Consider the following 18,070-nt stretch of genomic DNA (forward strand, 5'->3'; position numbering starts at 1 on the left):
GCCCGACAAGCGCGCCCACGTCGATGAATAAAGAAGGAGTCGGCCGATAAGCCGGGTTTTGTCGTGGGCAGCCATTCCTCTGGATCCTGCGTCGCCGCAGGATTCTAGCAACCAACCCGGGAGCGACGCGGGCCGCGCCATAGCTCCCCTATTTGGTCTTGCTCCAAGTGGGGTTTGCCGTGCCATGCGGCGTTAGCCCCGCATGCGGTGTGCTCTTACCACACCGTTTCACCCTTACCACGCATGGCCGCTGCATTCCGGAAAACCGGATGCGCAGACACCGTTCGGCGGTTTGCTTTCTGTTGCACTTTCCGTCGGCTCGCGCCGCCCAGGCGTTACCTGGCACCTTGCCCTGCGGAGCCCGGACTTTCCTCGCCGTGCCGAAACACGTCGCGACTGCCTGGCCGACTCCAACGCCCAGTGTAACGGTTTACCGCCTGGCCATGGATATCCTCGTGCTTTGCAGGGCGTCAGCCTGCTGGCGAGCGTTTTGCCTAAAGCTACGCTGATCAAGTGGCGCAATCGTCACGACGCCTGTCCAAGCGCAACGCATCGAATCTGGATCCGATCAAGTTGCTGCGAAAAGAACAGAACAGGCAAATGCGCCAGACTGACGCTTCTACCGCCCGCTCGACGGTTGTTGACAAGCATGAACGGCAACACAGCATGAGCAGACATTCCATTGAGACGCAGGGTGGCGTCGGCTATGCTGCCGCGCTGCGCTTCGCCCCTCCGAGCCTCTCTTGATCAACACGCCGTTCGAACCCGTGAAGAAATCATTCTGGCGTGCCGTGTTGTTCGCGGTGACGGTGGCTGCGTTGAATTTCGGCCTGTGGGCGTTCCTCAACCGGCCGACCCCGGTCGCTGACTGGAGTGGGCGCGTCGAAGGCATGGCGTTCAGTGCGTTCCAGCGCTATCAGGATCCGACCAAGAACCTGTTTCCTTCCGAATCGGAGCTGGCCAGCGACATCCGCATGCTCTCGCGGCATACCAAGCGCCTGCGTACCTATTCGTCGGTGGAGAGTCCGCAGATTCCGCGCCTGGCCGCGTTCTACGACATGGAAGTCATGTCAGGCGCCTGGATCGACAAGCGCATGCGCAACAACGAGGCCGAACTCGAAGCCTTGATCGCGCTTTCGCGCAAGCACGCCAACATCACTCGCGCGATGGTTGGCAACGAGACGATCCTGCGCGGCGATGTCAGCGTCGAGCAATTGATCAGCTACATCGATCGCGCCCGCGCACAGCTGAAGATCCCGGTTTCTACTGCTGAGCCATTCTTCGTCTGGGAGCGCAATCCGCAACTCGCCGAGCACGTCGATTTCATCAGCGTGCACCTGCTGCCGTACTGGGAAAAAATTCCGCGCAAGGACGCGATCAATTTCACCCTCGGCCAGTACTACCGGCTCAAGGAACTGTTTCCGGGCAAACCCGTGGTCATCGCCGAAATCGGCTGGCCATCGAATGGGGATCGCAAGGAATACGCGCAGCCATCGATCGAAAACGAGGCGCAATTTCTGCGCGAATGGTTCAATGTCGCCGAACGCGAAAAGATCGACTACTACGTGATGGAAGCGATCGACCAGCCGTGGAAGGAGGCCATCGGTGGCCGTGCCGAAGCTTACTGGGGCATGTTCAATGCCGCGCGTGAACCGAAATTCTCGATGACCGGCAAGGTCGTCGAAGATCCGACCTGGCCGATCAAGGCACTCGCTGCCTCGTTGCTCGCCTTGCTGCCGATGTTCTGGTTTGCGCGACATTTCATGCGCTTCTTCGTCACCGGCATCTTCTTTTTCCTCGGCCTGATCCAGCTTTCGGCCTCGGTCGTGGTGTGGTCGGTCAGCGTACCGCTGGCGTTCTATCTGAGTCCGTTCGACTGGACCATGTTCATGCTCCTCGTACCCGCCCAGTTGGCGATCATTCTTGTCCTGCTGATCAATGGCTTCGAGTTCACCGAAGTGCTATGGCGCCCGCGCTGGCTGCGTCATTTCGCGTTGCTCGAACCCTCCCCGCCGGCCGAGCAGCCGTTCGTCTCGATCCATCTGGCCTGCTACAACGAGCCGCCCGAGATGGTGATTCTGACCCTCGATTCACTCGCTGCGCTCGACTACGCCAACTTCGAAGTGCTGGTCATCGACAACAACACCAAGAACGAAGCCGTGTGGAAACCGGTCGAGGAATATTGCGCGAAGCTTGGCCCGCAATTCCGCTTTTTCCATCTGTCCCCGTGGCCCGGCTTCAAGGCCGGCGCGCTCAACTATGGCCTTGAGCAAACTGATCCGCGCGCCGAAGTCGTCGCCGTAGTCGATGCCGACTACGTGGTGCGCAAGGACTGGCTGAGCGCGTTGACCGGTCATTTCAAAAACCCGGACATCGCTGTCGTGCAATGCCCGCAAGCCCATCGCGAATTCGAGGACGATCGGTTCCGGCGCATGACTGCCTGGGAATACGACGGCTTTTTCCGTATCGGCATGCATCACCGCAACGAGCGCAACGCGATCATCCAGCACGGCACGATGACCATGGTGCGCAAGGACCTGCTCGCCAACACCGGCGCATGGTCGGAATGGACCATCTGCGAGGATGCCGAGCTCGGCCTGCGCCTGATGCACGCCGGGCATGAACTGGCCTACGTCGATGAACTGATGGGCAAGGGCCTGACCCCGGCTGATTTCACCGCCTACAAGTCGCAGCGCTATCGCTGGGCGTTCGGCGCCATGCAGATCATGAAGGCGCGCTTCGGCTGGATGACGCGCAAGGACAGCCCGCTGAGCCGTGGTCAGAAGTTCCACTTCCTGACCGGCTGGTTCTCGTGGTTTGCCGATGCCCTGCATCTGGTCTTCACGATGATGGCGATCGCCTGGACGATCGGCATGGTCGGCTGGCCCGAACTGTTCACCCTGCCGATGGAGTTGTTCCTGATTCCGATCATCGGCTTCATCATCAGCAAGGTGTTCTTCGGCATCGTTCTCTACCGCAAGCGCGTGCCGTGCTCGTGGTACGACACGATCATGGCCTCGATCGCCAGCATGGGGTTGAGCCACGCCATCGCCCGCGGCATCTTCCTCGGCCTGTGGAAGAAGAAGGGCGAGTTCGTGCGCACCGCCAAGGGCCGCCGCCTCGGCGGCAAGCCGAGCGCGTTTTCGTCGGTACGCGAAGAGTTGCTGATGTTCATCGCTCTGGTCGCCTGCATCATCGGCATGATCCATTCCAGCGGCATCAACTACACCGAAGGAAAATTGTGGATCGCCATTCTGACCGCACAGGCAGTACCGTATCTTTCCGCTCTGGTGGGCGCGTGGATCGCCCATGATTCGGGCGACAACGGGTAAGCATTCGCCTCGTTTCCAGACCCTGATTGCAAACAATCATGGCCCGAACATGAACGCGAGCGACGCGCGTAACAGCGTTCTACTGTGGCCCCTGCTATAAAACATCCATGACAGATTTTTCTTCCCGAATGGCAACCCGGCGCGGTCACTGCTGCACGTCCCTGATGGCTGGCTTGATGTTGACGATGATTTCGTTGCCGTCATTTGCCGCACGTGTATCGGTAAAGCTGGATGGGCTCAATGACACCTTGCGCCCGGCCGCACTTGGTGCACTCGAGTTGCAGCAATACACCAAGCGCGAAGTCAGCGGCGCCCAGGTGCGTCGGCTCTATCGACGCGCCGAAACGCAAATCAAGAAAGCGCTTGAGCCTTATGGCTATTACAACAGCCAGGTTGACGCTGATCTTTCCCGCGAGGGTGATAATTTCCTCGTCACCCTGCAGGTGACTCCTGGTGATCCGGTCAAAGTGACCGCTGTCGATATCAAGATTGATATCGATCCAAAGAATACTAATGAAAGCAAGGGATTGAAGGCCGTGCACATGGCCCGCGCCGCATTCTCGCCGCACAAGGGCCAACGCCTGGATCATGCCGAGTACGAGCGCAGCAAGGCGGCCATTCACGCCGCCTTGTTCAGCGTTGGCTATCTGGATACCGAGCTGGTCACCCATCGCGTCGACGTCGAACGCGCATCGAATACGGCGCAGATCCATCTCGAATGGAAGGTGGGCGAACGTTACCGCTTTGCCGAGACGGAGTTCGAGGGTGGTCAATTTCCCGATGATTTCATGCAGCGCTTCATTCCATGGGATGTCGGCGACTATTACAACCAGGCGCAATTACTGACCCTGCAGCAGCGCCTGTTTGATGCCAACTACTTTGCCATCTCTCAGGTTCAGCCCGATACCGAAAATGCCGGCAACGGCAAGGTGCCGATCGCGGTAACGCTGGCCCCGGCCAAGCGCAACGTCTACACCGGCGGCGTCTTTGTCGGTACCGATACCGGAGCCGGTGTCCGCGGCGGCGTTGAGCGACGCTGGGTCAATACGCGCGGCCACAAGTTGAAGTTCGAGGCGATCCTCGCACAACGCCTGAAAACCCTGTCGACGCTGTACCAGATTCCATTGCCGGGCAAGAACAACCACAGCTTCAACTTCGGCATCAGCTATCGGGACGAGAACACCAAGACCAGCCAGTCGAAAACCTTCCGCCTGGCCGCCAACGATTCGCAGATCTGGCACGGCTGGACACGCACCATTGGCCTGCAATTCCTTACTGGCGATTTCAAGGTGGCTGACATCAAGGGCAAAACCACCTTGCTCTACCCGGAAATTTCGCTGACCAAGAAGCGTGCCGACGATTTCAATTTCCCGCGCAAGGGCTGGTCGTTGACTCTCGCCGCACGAGCAGGCCAGAAAGGCTTGCTCTCCGACACCAATTTTGCCCAGATCACTGCGGATGCGAAATGGATCCGCGGAATCGGGGACAACTCACGCTTCATCGCCCGCGGCGCGGCCGGCTACACCCAGGTCGGCAACTTCGACAAGTTGCCCCCCGAGCTGCGCTTCTTCGCGGGTGGGGACCGCTCAATCCGTGGCTACAGCTATCAAACGGTCGGCCCGCGTCTGCCAGCCGTGGACGGAGAAGTACCCAAGGTTATTGGCGGTGAGCAATTGCTCGTCGGTAGCGCCGAGTACGAGTATTACTTCACTCCGAAATGGGGCGCAGCCGCGTTCGTCGATGCCGGCGATGCGTTCAGCGGCAAGGATTTTGACCTCAAGCTCGGTGCTGGTTTCGGATTGCGCTGGCGCTCACCGGTCGGCCTTGTTCGGGTCGATCTGGGCACGCCGATCGGCGACAAGTTTGCCAGCGGCGTCGAACTGCACATCGTCATTGGGCCGGATCTATGAGCGCGCCAGACAAAACCGCAACGAGTCCGGCCCGGACACGGCCAAGGCGCCGCGTGCTGCGTGCGACGGCCTGGCTAGGCCTGGCCCTGGTCATTCTTCTTGGCGGACTCCTGGTTTGGGTATTCAACAGCCGCTCCGGTGCAGATTTTGTACTGGCTCGCGTGCAATCGGCGCTGGATCAGAAACTGCTCGTCAATCACATCAGCGGCGGCCTGTCGGGTCCACTCGTGCTCGATGGTGTGCGTTACCTCGACCCGGAAGCCGGCGTTGACGCACAGATCAAGCACCTCAGCGTGGATCTCGGCGCGCTTGCCCTGCTGGCAGGTCGCGTCGAACTGAACGATGTCGTCGTCGACGATGTGGATGTGCAGTTAACCACGGTTGCGCCGTCAAGTGATGACGACAGCACGTTTTCGCTGAATCCACCGATCAACATCGTCATCAACGGGCTCGTCTTGCAACGTGCCTCCATCCGGAAAGACGGCGAATCAATTTTTGTGGCCGACCGCCTCGACTTGAAAGGCGGATGGACACATGACGGCTTGCGCGTCCGAAAGCTGGTGCTGCGCTCTCCGGATGGTCACGTCGATCTCAACGGTACGCTGGGAATCGTCGGCGGCTATTCCGGCAGCGGCGAGACCAACTTCACCTGGCGGGTTGGTGAAACCGACCTCGCCGGCGTACTCAAGAGTCGCAGTGACGGCAAGCAGACGCGCATTGATTTGAACCTGACGAAACCCACGCCTGCGAGTGCCGTAGTCACCATCGAGCAGACCGCGAAAGCGGCCTGGAACCTGCAGCTCGATGTTCCGACCTTCGCCGCAAAAGCGATTTCGCCGGACAGTACGCTCGGCCAACTGGCCGTGCATCTGAACGGTACCGGCGATCATGCGAAGGGAGAAATCAGCGGCTCGATGACGATCGAGAAACACGCGGTTGCGATCGATCCATTGCGCTATGCCTTGAAGGATGGCGTCATCACCATCGAATCAATGCATCTGACTTCGCCCGAGTCGACCGGCACGCTCGACCTTCTCGGCTCCGTGGACACAACGGTGTCGCCGCCGCGTGCGGATCTCCTGGCCTCCTGGCAGGACGTCACGTTGCCGGCGGATCTGGTTGGCCAGCCCCTCGCGACGCACGGCGAATTGTCGATTGATGGCAATGTCGAGGCATTCGCGGCAAAAGGCACGCTGGCGCTTGGTCCGCCTGATGCGCTTGCGGATATCGATATCGACATCAATGGCACCACCGAGGCCATCACGCTCAACACGGTGCGCCTGAAACAGGCCAAGGGCGGGCTCGATGCCAGCGGCACGATCTCGCTGCAACCGACGCTTGGCTGGAACATCAAGGCCACCGCCAGCCAGCTGGACCCCGGCGCTTTTTTTGCCGGCTGGCCGGGCGCAATTGATTTCGTCCTCGACACCGCCGGAACGCAAACCGCCAAGGGTCCGAATGCAACACTGGTTCTCGCTCAGGTAGGTGGCAGCCTGCACGGTAGACCGTTGGGCGGCTCGGCCGATCTGCGCATGAAACCGGGTTATGTCGTCGATGGAAATCTCGAGTTGACCTCCGGGAACAGTCGCGTTCGCGTCGAAGGCAATGGCGGCAGCCAGACCGATGCACGCATTCGATTTGAAACCGCCTCGCTGGCGGACTGGTTGCCTGATGCGGGTGGCAAGGCCAATGGCAATATTCATGTTTCGGGCGAATGGCCAAAACTTGATATTGATGGAGACATCACCGGCAACGACATCGCCTGGCAAGGCGCTCGCATCGACTCGATGGAACTCGTCGCCAAGATCACCAATCTGGCCAAACCCGCCGGTGCGCTGACCCTCAAGGCCGAAAACCTGTCCCGCGGCGATACACGCTTCGACACCCTCCTCATCGAAGGCGATGGCAACGCGGCATCGCATCAGCTGAATCTCGTGGCCAAGGGCACGCCGGCGAGTATCGAGCTTTCGATGGCCGGTGCCAGCAAGGGCGGAAACTGGGATGGGCGGATGACCTCGCTGCTTGTCGATCCCGCCGGGCGCAACTTGCCGAACCTTGAGCTCGATCAAGCCGCGCAGATGAGCTGGAACGGAAGCCGGTTCGATCTGGCGGAAGCTTGCCTGATCAGCAAACCGTCGACTCGTGAGCGATCAACGCAAGGCCAGTTGAAGCCGCCAGTGAAAGCCGAACAAGTAGCGGCGGAATCGGTGAAACCTCGGCAGCCTGAAGTGCCCGCACGCCTGTGCATCGGCGGCAGCAGCGACACGGACGGATCGCTCGCCGGCAAATACCAGATCGAGCACCTTCCGCTGCGCCTGGTCGGGCGTCTCGGCGCACCGGATTCACCGCTGCTTCTGCGCGGCGAAGTCAAGGGTTCTGGCGACATCAGCCGCAAGCGCAACGGCCCGATCAGCGGCAACGCGCGACTCGTTTCCGACAAGGGAGAACTGTTCTATATCGACGGTGGCAACAAGCCCTTGCTGAGCTACAGCGGATTCACGATCAACGCCGATCTGAATGATTCATCGACCACGGCGACACTCCGCGCCGAACTCGATCATGATGGTCGACTCGAAGGCAATATCGCCCTGGCACCGGGTCAAGATGGCATCCAGACCATCAACGGCGAAATCAAGGCCGATCTCAACAGCCTGGCATTTCTCGAACTGCTGAGCAGCGAAGTCAGCAACCCGCGCGGCAAGCTTTCCGCGCACTACGCGATTGCCGGCACGCTGGATGAACCCAGACTCGACGGCGCCTTGACGCTTGACGGATTCGCGACCGAGATTCCTGCCATGGGTCTCAAACTGCAGAGCGGAAACCTCAGCTTGCGCGCCGTCGATGCGCAACGCTATGTGCTCGAGGGTTCGATCCAGTCCGGCAAGGGCAACCTGACTGTCTCCGGTGAAGGCGGGCTCGACAGCAAAGAGCCGATGAAATTTTCCATCAAGGGTGAGGATTTCCTTGCCGCGGACATTCCTGCCGCTCGTCTTGTGGTCAGCCCGGATTTGTCTGTCGAGCGCAGGGAAGACGGCATTTTTGTCACCGGCAAGCTGGATATTCCCTCTGCGAACGTCGACCTGTCCAAACTGCCCGGCGGCGGCGCCAGCGCGGTCTCGCCCGATGTCGTCATCGTGGATGCTGATCAACCTGAGCCCGGACAATCGATTCCGGTTACCGCCACGGTGGCGGTTTCACTGGGCGACAAGGTCAAACTCGCCGGCTTCGGTTTCGACGGCAGCTTGAGCGGAACGCTCGTCGTCAGTGAACGACCTGGCCGGGTCACCACGGGCAGCGGAACCTTGAACGCCGGCGGCAATTACAAGGCATATGGCCAGGATTTGAAGATCGAAACCGGACGAATCCTTTTCGCCAGCAGCCCGATTGACAACCCCGGCATCGATATTCGCGCGACGCGCAAGATCCGCACCGGCAATATCACCGCAGGCCTGCTCGTGCGCGGTACTGCGCAGGTCCCGGTGTTGACCGTGTTTTCGGATCCCACGATGGAGCAATCCGAAGCGCTTTCGTATCTGGTTACCGGCAAACCGCTCTCGTCGCTGAAAAGTGGCGAAGGCGACATGCTTGGCACGGCGGCTCGCGCGCTCGGTACGGCGGGCGGCGATCTGCTGGCCAAGAGCATCGGCAGCAAGATGGGCGTCGATGACATCGGCGTCGCCGACAATGATGCGCTCGGCGGCGCGGCATTCACGGTCGGAAAATACCTGTCGCCGAAACTTTATCTGAGTTATGGCGTGGGCGTGTTTGATCCGGGCGAAGTGGTCACCTTGCGCTACTTGTTCAGCCATCGCTGGAATTTCGAGGCACAGAACGCAACCACGGGCAGCCGCGCCGGCTTCAACTATCGTTTCGAGAAATAGTCACTCCCGACTATCATGTCGGAATGATTGAACGTGCCCAACATCTCAAGCGCCTGCTCGCCCTCGAACCCCACATCGAAGGGGGCCACTATCGCCGCATCTACGAATCGACCCAGCGCATCGCCTTCGGTGACGAGCAGCGCGAGCGGCCAATGGCCACTTCGATCTATTACATGTTGTGCGCGGGCGAAATCAGTCGCTGGCATCGCGTCGATGCCGACGAGATCTGGCACTGGTACGAAGGTGAAGCCCTGGAAATGCTGCGCTTCGATCCACGTGATCGGCAATTGTCGAAACATGTGCTCGGCCCGGTCGGGCATGACTCGGCACCGGTCTTCGTCGTCCCCGCCGGTTGCTGGCAAGCAGCCCGACCGGTTGGCAACTATGCTCTGGTGGGTTGCACGGTTGCTCCAGGCTACGAGTGGCGCGGCTTCAGCACACTCTGCGACGAGGCCAGCGTAATCGACATGCTTGGAGACATCGATCCCGAGTTGTTGAAATTGAGTTGATCGCGCCCACCTGGCGCTATCGGATTTCATGAAATTCTTGAAATTGCGCGCTGTTCGGCTTCTTCCAGGCATCTGCTGACAAGCCGTCTATTCAGCGCAAGTCCAGTCAAACAATGGCATCAATGCAAGTCGCGCATGCCAGTGCACGGTTCGTACTGTGGTGCGTATCGGCAGGAATCCACGACGGAGCACCTGCACATCCTTTTCCAGGAGACATCATGGCCACGACGAAGACCAGCAAGAAAGCCAAGCCCGCCGCCAAAAAGAAGACTGCTGCGAAGAAGAAATCGACAACTGCAAAAACCGCCAGCACAAAGGCAAGCAAGACAACCGCCAGGAAAAAGACCACGACCAGCAAGAAGGCAGTCGCAAGCAAGCCCAAGTCAACAGTGAAGAAGTCCTCAGCGCCGAAAAAGGCGACCAAAAAGAAAGTCGCCAAGACACCGGCAGCGCGAAAGTCGACAGCAAGCAAACCAGCGACGAAGAAGACTGCCGCGAAGAAGGCACCAGCAAAGCGCGCTGCGAAAACGACTGCAAAAGCGACGAAGAAATCCTCGGTAGCGAAAACACCCGCGAGCAAGAAGGTTGCGAAAACACGGGTGGCAAGCAAGGCACCAGGCAAACCGACCGCCAAAAGCAAGAAGTCGGCGGCGGGCAAGTCTGCCCGAACGCGCAACAAGCCGATCACCCCGGAAAAATCTGCCGAGCAGATCCGCAAACTGCTTGAAGCGAAGAAGAAGCGCGTGCGCCAGGGGCCGAGCTGGCCCACAGGCACCGCTCACTCGGGTCATTCAAACCCCGGAGCCGTCGGATCGAACCTTCACGATGGCGCACCCGTGCATACGGATCCGAGCTCGAATCTGGGTGTGGCCGGCATGCACGGTCGAGGGACCCAGGGCAAACGCGGACAGAGCTGAACGCCTGCGTCACTTGAAGCAAGGAAGGACCGCGCGATCCATCGATCGCGCGGTCCTTCGCATTTTCAAGCCGATGAAATCACCGCGCCAGCAGCCAGTCGGACCTTTTCTGATGAGGCGAGGATTCGGCCGGGCGAGGCCAGATTTTCGAGGGCTTGCAAACCCGTGGTTGAGCTATTGATCAAGAATCGTCGGAAATCTGGACAGCTCAAACGGGATCACAGGCCAGCCGAGTCACGTTTGACAGGTCGCCAACCCGGATTATTCATGACTACGCGCGATGATGGTGCATGCCATTGGATTCACACGGCTTTTCGCGATTGAAGGGATAGCGGGCGCGATCGCTGATTGAGCGGAAAGTCGTGTGGATGCAATGAGCAAGCGAGGGCGTGTGCTTTTCATGAAAAATCGGGGCTAGTTGTCGACCACTTCGAGTGCCGCGCCTTGATCATCTGCCGATGCTTCGGCAACCTCCAGCGCGCGCTTGAGGATGGCGTCGTTCAGGGCCTGGACTTTGATCAGATGTGTTCCCGGGCCGATATCGTCCGGCAAACCTCGCGAACTGGAATCCGGATCATCCATATGCGGCATAAGGTCGGCGATCTCTTCTGCAGATTCCACTCCATCGAGCGATCCAATCAGATTGATGACTACACGAGCGGCGTCATCGCCTGCAGTCAGTCGAAGATTGAGTTCGGGCATGTCGGTCTCCTCGTGGGTTGTATCCCGAGTAGAACCGATGCACCCCGAATCCAGACCAAACAGAATGATTGGATCAATCAGAGCCTGCCCGCCGCGGCATCACCAAGTCGACGTTTCAGCGGCGTGATTCGGTTGGCGACGCCGAGGGCGAGGCCACGCAATCCGGCGATCATGGTCGAATCGGAATTGAACGTGCGCTCGATCAGGCTGAAGCCGTTGGCAGCGAGAACGTTTTCGCTGCGCCGTTCGCGCTCGTAACGGCGCAGCCAATGCGCGGCACCGATATCGCTGTCGCGCGAACGTGCGCGCAGCAATTGCCCGCGCAAGTTGTGTACATCACGCAGGCCGAGGTTGAGGCCCTGCCCGGCCAGCGGATGCACAGCATGAGCGGCGTCGCCGATCAACACGCAGCGGCCGCCGATATAGCGTTCGGCGAGGCGCATGCGCAATGGGAAAGCGAAGCGCTTTGTCGTTGAGGTCACCGCACCGAGGCGAAAATCCAGCGCGCAGCCGAGCTCCGCGCAGAACGCCAAGTCATCGAGCGCAAGCAGGCGCGCGGCCTCATCGTTCTGCAGCGACCAGACGATCGAACAGCGGCCATCGGCGAGCGGCAGAAAAGCCAGCGGCCCGCCGGGCTGAAAGCGCTGCCAGGCAGTGGATTCGTGTGATCGTTCGGTAGCGACATGGGCAACGATTGCGCGCTGGCCATAATCGTGATCCTTCGTCGCGATACCGAGCTGATTGCGGATCGGCGAGTTGGCGCCATCGGCGGCGATCAGCAGGCGTCCACGCAAGCGGCTGCCATCAGCGAGGCCGACCGACACGCCAGCGGCTTCGTTGATGACCTCGGTGACTTCGGCCGGACACAGCAGGCGCACCGGATCACCGCGTTCGGCCGACTGATTCAAGGCGCGCCAGAGAACATCCTGGAGCAAGCGGTTTTCGACGATCCAGCCCAACGCTGCTTCGCCGCGATCCGCGGCATCGAAGCAGAGTTCACCGGGAGCCAGTGCATCCCAGACGCGCATGCGCTGATAGGCGCTGGCGCGTGCGTCGAGCACATCGTTCCAGACACCCAGATCCTCGAACAAGGCAACGCCATCCGGCGCCAGGGCGACGACGCGTGCGTCGACTTCATCATCGGCCTTCCAGGGCATCGGTGACCGCGACTCAATCAATGCGACATCGAAACCCGCGCGCACCAGGGCAAGGGCCATGGCCGAACCGGCGATACCGGCACCGACAACGATGACATCGAGCTCGCCGCGACGGCTCATCGACTGAGTGCCCGTTGCGAGACATCGCCGCGAAAACCCATGCCGCGCAAGGCAACCCGGCGCTTGAGCGGGGTCAGCCGTTCGAGTGCGACAAAGCCGAGTGAACGGAGTACCCGCAGCGGCGCGGATTTGTTGCCCATCAGGCGCACCAGATCATCGCTGAATGATGTCGTCGCCTCGCGATCGGGTGTGCGACGTTCGACATAGCGTTGCAGCAAATCGGCATTGCCCGGATCTGAATTCTCCTGCCGCGCAGCGATCAGCAACTCGGACAGACTCAACGCATCACGCAAGCCCAGATTGAAACCTTGCGCGCCGAGCGGATGCACGGTTTGCGCGGCATTGCCGACCAGCACCATGCGCTCGGCGGTCAGGCGATCGGCGAGCACGCGCGCCAACGGATACGGCTTGCGTTTGCCGGGTCGACTCAAGCGTCCGAGCCGATAGCCGAAACGCTCATGGACGAGGGCGATAAATGCGGTGTCATCGAGTGCGGCAACACGATCCGAATCTTCGGTCGGAACGGTCAGGACCAGGCCTGCCTGATGGCGACCGCACGGCAACATTGCCACCGGCCCGGAATCGGTGAAGCGCTCGAAGGCCCGACCATCAAGCGGCTTCTCTGTGGTCAGCGTGGTGACGAAGGCACTTTGCACGTAATCGGTGCGTTGCACGCCGATGCCGAAATGTCCGCGCACGAAAGATCCGGTGCCATCGGCGCCGACCAGCAAGCGCGTCGACAAGCGCCGTTCACGCTCGCCTTCGCGAACACTCAGTTCAATCGTATCGGCAGTGCTTTCAATCGCAGTCAGTTGCGCAGGCGCAATACGCTCAAGCGACTGACATGCATCAAGCCGATGCAACAAGGCATTGCCGAGCTCGCGTGCCGGCAGCACCGCACCGAAAGCTGGCAATCCGAGCTCATCGGCAACCAGGTTCACCGCACCGAATTCGCCGCGACGACTGATATGGATGCGCTCAATCGGCGCCGCCTGCCCTTTCGTATGCGCCCAGACACCGAGCGCAGTCAGCGCATTGATGCTGGCCCGGGCCAGCGCCAGATTGCGTTCGTCGTAGCTCGGCTGCTCGGAAACCTTCGGCAGCGCCGCCTCGACCAGGGCGACGCGAAACCCGCAGCCATCCAGGGCGATGGCCAGACTCGAACCGACCAGTCCGCCACCGACGATGACAATGTCATGCATGTCCTTCATCTGCCCATGATAAGGGCAAGGCCGCACAATCCACAGTGACTGATGCCACTCCTGCGGCGGCAGACCACTCTGGCAGAATGCCGCAGTACGCATCTGCTGAAAATCCACGGGGAAAGTCCATGCAACGTCTGCTCGTCTCAATCGCGGCATTGGTGTGCGCCGCGAACCTGCACGCCGCTTCGCCGCTTGAAACGCATTTCGCCGCTGATCCGAAGCAGAAGGTTGATGCGTGGTATGGCGAGCAGATCGCCAGGTACACGACCGATCCGTCATTCAATACACAACTGACCGACTACCTGCCCGCCTCGGACACGGTGCCGACGCCGGCCAAGGCGCTTGGCGATGTTTCGGGTGCGCCGAACATGTTGCCGCGCCTGAAGACGGTCTACGACTATTTCCGCTCGCTCGAGGCGAACAGTCCGCGGGTCAAGGTTTACAGCATCGGGAAGTCCGAGGAAGGTCGCGAGATGATCGCGGTGGCGATTGCCGACGAGAAACTGCTGGCCGATCTCGATGCCAACCGTGAGCGTCTCGCCCAACTCGCCGATCCACGCAAGATCGGCCTCGATGATGAGCGCGCAGCCAAGCTGATCGAACAATCGGTGCCGGTCTATTACATCACCGCCACCATCCATTCCCCCGAGACCGGATCACCCACCTCGGTGATGGAACTGGCCTATCGCCTGGCCGTCGATGATGCGCCGTATATCCAGGCGATCCGCTCGAAGGTGATCACCCTGATCACGCCGGTCGTCGAAACCGATGGCTGGGAGCGCAAGGTCGATATCTACAACTGGCATCGGGCGCATCCCGAGGCGCAACAGCCACCGCTGCTGTACTGGGGACACTACGTTGCCCATGACAACAATCGCGACGCGATGCTGGCCTCGCTGGCCCTGACCCGCAATGTCATCAACACCTACACCGGCTGGCATGCGCAGGTGCTGCACGACATGCACGAGTCGGTGCCGTTTCTCTACGACAACACGGTCGGCGCCGGACCGTACAACGCCTGGGTCGACCCGCTGCTGGTCGGCGAGTGGCAGCAACTCGGCTGGAACAATGTCGATACCCTGACCCGGCTCGGCCTGCCCGGCGTGTTCACGCATGGCGAGTTCGATACCTGGAGCCCGGGCTATCTGATGTTCATCGCCGCCACCCACAACGGCATCAGCCGACTCTACGAAACCTTCGGCAATGGCGGTGCCGATACCGAGGAGCGCATCCTCGATCCGAGCGAGTACGAGCGCACCTGGTACCGGCCGAACCCGCCACGCGCCAGGGTCATGTGGTCGCAGCGCAACAACAACAATTATTCACAAAGCGCCATGCTCACCGCACTCGACTATTTCTCCAGCAACAGCCAGCAGTTTCTGCGCAACTTCTGGCTCAAGTCGAAGCGCTCGGTAACCAAGGCCGCCGACTCCGGCCCGGCCGGTTACGTGCTCAGTGCCGATGATCCGCGCCGCAGCGCGCAGCAGAAATTGCTCGAAGTCCTGCATCGGCAAAAGGCCGAAGTCATGCGCCTCGATTCGGCGTTGACCGTGCAACTTGCGCAAGCAAAAAAGAACGCCCACTCCGACGACGACAAGGAGGGTTCGAAGGAAAACAAGCCAACCACGCGCACCTTCCCGGCAGGCAGCTATGTCGTGCGCATGGATCAACCCTACTCGCGCATCGCCGATGTCCTGCTCGACCGCCAGTACTGGTCGCCGGACGATCCGCAGAAGCACCCTTATGACGACACCGGCTGGTCGCTTGGCGACCAGTTCGGCGTGGATCTCGTTCGAGTCACCGATGCCGCCTTGCTCAAGGCACCGATGCAGGCGCTGACCTGGCCACTGCCGACGCACACCGCCGAGGGCAGCGGCGCTATCCGCATCATCGCCAATCCGGCTGCGGCCGAACTCGCCTCGTTGCGCTTTGCTGAGAAGGGAGCCTCGATCGATATCGCCACGCGGTCGTTCACGATTGGCGACCGGGAATTCGCAGCGGGCTCGTTGATCGCACGCCGCGCCGATAGCGCATTCGATGAACGGGCCGGCAAACTCGGACTCCGTGTATTCAAAGCCGACTCGATGCCCGATGTAACGACGCGCAAGCTCGGCCTGCCGCGCGTCGCCATCATGCATACCTGGCTCAACACGCAGACCGAGGGCTGGTGGCGCATGGCGCTCGACAATCTCGGCATTCCGTTCACTTACATCAGCACCCAGGATGTCGCGCGCAGCGACAATCTGCGCAAACGCTTCGATGTGATCCTATTCGGGCCGATCGGCTACTCGAGCACGCAACTGATCGTCGACGGCCTGCCGATGTACGGCAATGCCATGCCGTGGAAGAAGTCCGCTCTCACACCGAACCTCGGACTCATCGACAGCACCGACGACATCCGTCCCGGACTCGGCGGCAGCGGCGTGGATCACCTCAAGCGCTTCGTACGTGATGGCGGCCTGCTGATCACCTCGGAAGACACCGCCAAATTCGCCATCGACAGCGGCCTCGCACCGGGCGTCAGCATCGCTGACAAGGGCAAGCTCGTCATCAACGGCAGTCTGGTCCGCGCGCAAACCACCGAAAGCGAAAGTCCGGTCACCTGGGGCTACGGCGCAGCGTTCACGGTCTACTCGGAAAAGGGCATGGCCTTCAAGGTCAGCAACCAGATTCTCGGCGACGGACGCATTCCGACCGCCGACGACAGCAATCGCCCAACCGGTCGCGGCGGTCCCGACGATATCGATCTTCCGCAAGGCGCGGGCTATGTCGATCCACCCGAACTGCCCTCGGTCAAGCCCTGGCAAGCCGTGCCGCTGAACGCGGAACAAGCGCGCAACAACATTTTCCTGATTCCCGAAGGCCAGCGCCCACGCGCCTTGCTGCGTTTCGCCGACAGTGGTGATTTGCTGGTTTCCGGCCTGCTCGACAATGCTGGCGGATTGGCCAGGAAGGCCGCCGTGGTCGATGCGCGCCTGGGCAAAGGCCATGTGTTGCTGTTTGCGATCAACCCGATGTGGCGCGCGGCGACGATTGGCAGTTATCCGATGGTGACCAATGCGATTTTGAATTTTGATTCACTTTGATCGGCATTCGGGAATGATCGCCCTTCAATCTGATTCTGAGCATCCAGGGCACGCGCCTTCGTCGCGCGGCATCCCTGCCGATTTTCACTCGCCTCCGGGCGAGCGAGTCACTTCCTCTTGAGTGGCTAAGAGAAAGTCACCACTGCGCTGCAGGAGCAGCGCGAACGGCGAAGCCGGCCCGCAGGGCGTAGGGCGGGAGCCCGGAGTAAAGAGAAGGCCACCCCGATACAGCGGTCTCCGGGGGTTCGCCGACAGTCCATCCATGGACTGGCGTCGAACTGGGCGCAATCCATTGCGCCCACCCTGCGGGCTATCTCGGCAACTGCTCCTGAGTTGCTCTCGACGGCTGTTCCCGACGCCGTTCTACCGCCTCCATCCATGGAGGCGTACCTCCTGCATCCATGCAGTCGCCTACGTCACGCTGCCGCTGCATAGGGGGCCCGGTTACTGCGCATTCGGCAACTGCTCCTGCGTTGCTCTCGACGGCTGTTCCCGACGCCGTTCTACCGCCTCCATCCATGGAGGCGTACCTCCTGCATCCATGCAGTCGCCTGCGCAGCCAAGACGAAGCGGATTCCCGCGAGCTCGCGCATTGGCTTTGGCCGTTGATCTGCTCTTTGCTTTGGCGCGCACGACGCGCGCTCAACGGGGCCCCCTAGATCGCGGCGAGGCTGCGGAGGACCAGCCCGAAGGGTGGCCCACACGATGTGGGCCAGTTCGACGCCAGTCCAGGGATGGACTGTCGGCGAACCCCGGAGCGGCCTCGCGCACCCGAAGCACAGGGACTGTGCGTAGGGCGCGAGTGTGGGGTGGCATTTCTCTTGGTTACTTCTCTTTGGCCACTCAAAGAGAAGTAACTCGCTCGCCGGGAGGCGAGTGATACTCCGGCGTGGATGCCGCGCCGCGAAGCGGCGTGCTTTTGAAGAACAGAGTCACTGGGCCCCTGCCTTCGCAGGGGCGACGGAGGGTTGGGAGGAGAGTGAAAAAGGGCAAGGATACCGCGTCGCGAAGCGGCGTAATAATCAAACCAAGCAACGTCACTGGGCCCCTGCCTGCGCCTGTCTCTTGATCACATCTTTGGCATCATTTCTTGGGCAAGGTGATAGCCCGCAATGCGTTGTTGTAGGCGCGCCCAACCCCGCCACAGGGCATCCCAACCCGGACGTCCTGTTCGCTTCGTGTCAGCAAACCCACCCAGTCTGGCCAGAGCCAAACAGGCCCATCGAAGTCCCGGCGGTGATTTCGGCAGGT

Annotated in this window: 9 protein-coding genes, 1 other RNA gene and 1 pseudogene; 5 read left to right on the forward strand and 6 right to left on the reverse strand. The window is 60.8% G+C overall.

The genetic code is table 11. From position 1 onward, the window contains the following. Positions 1-31 precede the first annotated feature (31 nt). An RNA gene (gene rnpB / locus VFN25_RS11845) (RNase P RNA component class A) lies at positions 32-412 on the reverse strand. A gap of 331 nt (positions 413-743) precedes the next feature. Here rnpB and VFN25_RS11850 point away from each other — a divergent pair. From VFN25_RS11850 to VFN25_RS11865, 4 genes are all read left to right on the forward strand, one after another. Then, positions 744-3,332 (forward strand): glycosyltransferase, encoded by a 2,589-nt coding sequence (locus tag VFN25_RS11850; protein WP_325142147.1) that lies wholly within the window; start codon positions 744-746, stop codon positions 3,330-3,332. Between the two features lie 176 nt (positions 3,333-3,508). Next, positions 3,509-5,242 carry an autotransporter assembly complex family protein gene (locus VFN25_RS11855; RefSeq protein WP_325142149.1) on the forward strand — a complete coding sequence of 578 codons (1,734 nt, stop codon included), beginning with the start codon at positions 3,509-3,511 and terminating at the stop codon, positions 5,240-5,242. Positions 5,243-5,295: 53 nt separating this feature from the next. Further along, entirely contained in the window at positions 5,296-9,123 is a 3,828-nt protein-coding gene (locus VFN25_RS11860; RefSeq protein ID WP_325142151.1) for a translocation/assembly module TamB domain-containing protein, read from the forward strand. 23 nt (positions 9,124-9,146) lie between these two features. Then, positions 9,147-9,632, forward strand: coding sequence for a cupin domain-containing protein (locus tag VFN25_RS11865; RefSeq protein ID WP_325142152.1), 486 nt, complete (start codon positions 9,147-9,149; stop codon positions 9,630-9,632). 106 nt (positions 9,633-9,738) lie between these two features. Here the strand turns inward: VFN25_RS11865 and VFN25_RS11870 are convergent, their stop codons facing one another. The 4 genes from VFN25_RS11870 to ubiH all read right to left on the reverse strand — a co-directional run bounded on the left by VFN25_RS11870 (position 9,739) and on the right by ubiH (position 13,730). Next, entirely contained in the window at positions 9,739-10,401 is a 663-nt protein-coding gene (locus VFN25_RS11870) for a hypothetical protein (RefSeq protein ID WP_325142155.1), read from the reverse strand. Between the two features lie 562 nt (positions 10,402-10,963). Continuing rightward, a complete protein-coding gene (locus tag VFN25_RS11875; protein WP_325142157.1) occupies positions 10,964-11,251 on the reverse strand; it encodes a hypothetical protein in 288 nt (95 codons plus the stop codon). 77 nt (positions 11,252-11,328) lie between these two features. Continuing rightward, the gene (locus VFN25_RS11880; protein ID WP_325142159.1) at positions 11,329-12,528 is read right to left on the reverse strand and encodes a UbiH/UbiF/VisC/COQ6 family ubiquinone biosynthesis hydroxylase; all 1,200 of its coding nucleotides are present in this window, start codon (positions 12,526-12,528) and stop codon (positions 11,329-11,331) included. After that, on the reverse strand, positions 12,525-13,730 hold the full coding sequence (gene ubiH / locus VFN25_RS11885; protein WP_325142161.1) for a 2-octaprenyl-6-methoxyphenyl hydroxylase: 1,206 nt from the start codon (positions 13,728-13,730) through the stop codon (positions 12,525-12,527). The genes VFN25_RS11880 and ubiH overlap by 4 nt, the downstream gene beginning before the upstream one ends. Positions 13,731-13,858: 128 nt before the next feature. Between ubiH and VFN25_RS11890 the strand changes: the two genes are divergently transcribed. Further along, entirely contained in the window at positions 13,859-16,819 is a 2,961-nt protein-coding gene (locus tag VFN25_RS11890; protein ID WP_325142163.1) for a M14 family zinc carboxypeptidase, read from the forward strand. A gap of 1,069 nt (positions 16,820-17,888) precedes the next feature. Here the strand turns inward: VFN25_RS11890 and VFN25_RS11895 are convergent. Continuing rightward, a pseudogene (locus VFN25_RS11895) lies at positions 17,889-18,070 on the reverse strand (IS4 family transposase); the annotation flags it as partial.

Origin of the sequence: Dokdonella sp., from assembly GCF_035703485.1 — a bacterium.
In the GTDB taxonomy this organism is placed as follows: domain Bacteria; phylum Pseudomonadota; class Gammaproteobacteria; order Xanthomonadales; family Rhodanobacteraceae; genus Dokdonella.

Excerpts from the sequence above, each read along its gene's own strand:
- VFN25_RS11855 (WP_325142149.1), top strand. The coding sequence starts at position 3,509 with ATGTTGACGATGATTTCGTTGCCGTCATTTGCCGCACGTGTATCGGTA.
- VFN25_RS11865 (WP_325142152.1), top strand. The coding sequence starts at position 9,147 with ATGATTGAACGTGCCCAACATCTCAAGCGCCTGCTCGCCCTCGAACCC.
- VFN25_RS11875 (WP_325142157.1), bottom strand. The coding sequence starts at position 11,251 with ATGCCCGAACTCAATCTTCGACTGACTGCAGGCGATGACGCCGCTCGT.
- VFN25_RS11880 (WP_325142159.1), bottom strand. The coding sequence starts at position 12,528 with ATGAGCCGTCGCGGCGAGCTCGATGTCATCGTTGTCGGTGCCGGTATC.
- ubiH (WP_325142161.1), bottom strand. The coding sequence starts at position 13,730 with ATGCATGACATTGTCATCGTCGGTGGCGGACTGGTCGGTTCGAGTCTG.
- VFN25_RS11890 (WP_325142163.1), top strand. The coding sequence starts at position 13,859 with ATGCAACGTCTGCTCGTCTCAATCGCGGCATTGGTGTGCGCCGCGAAC.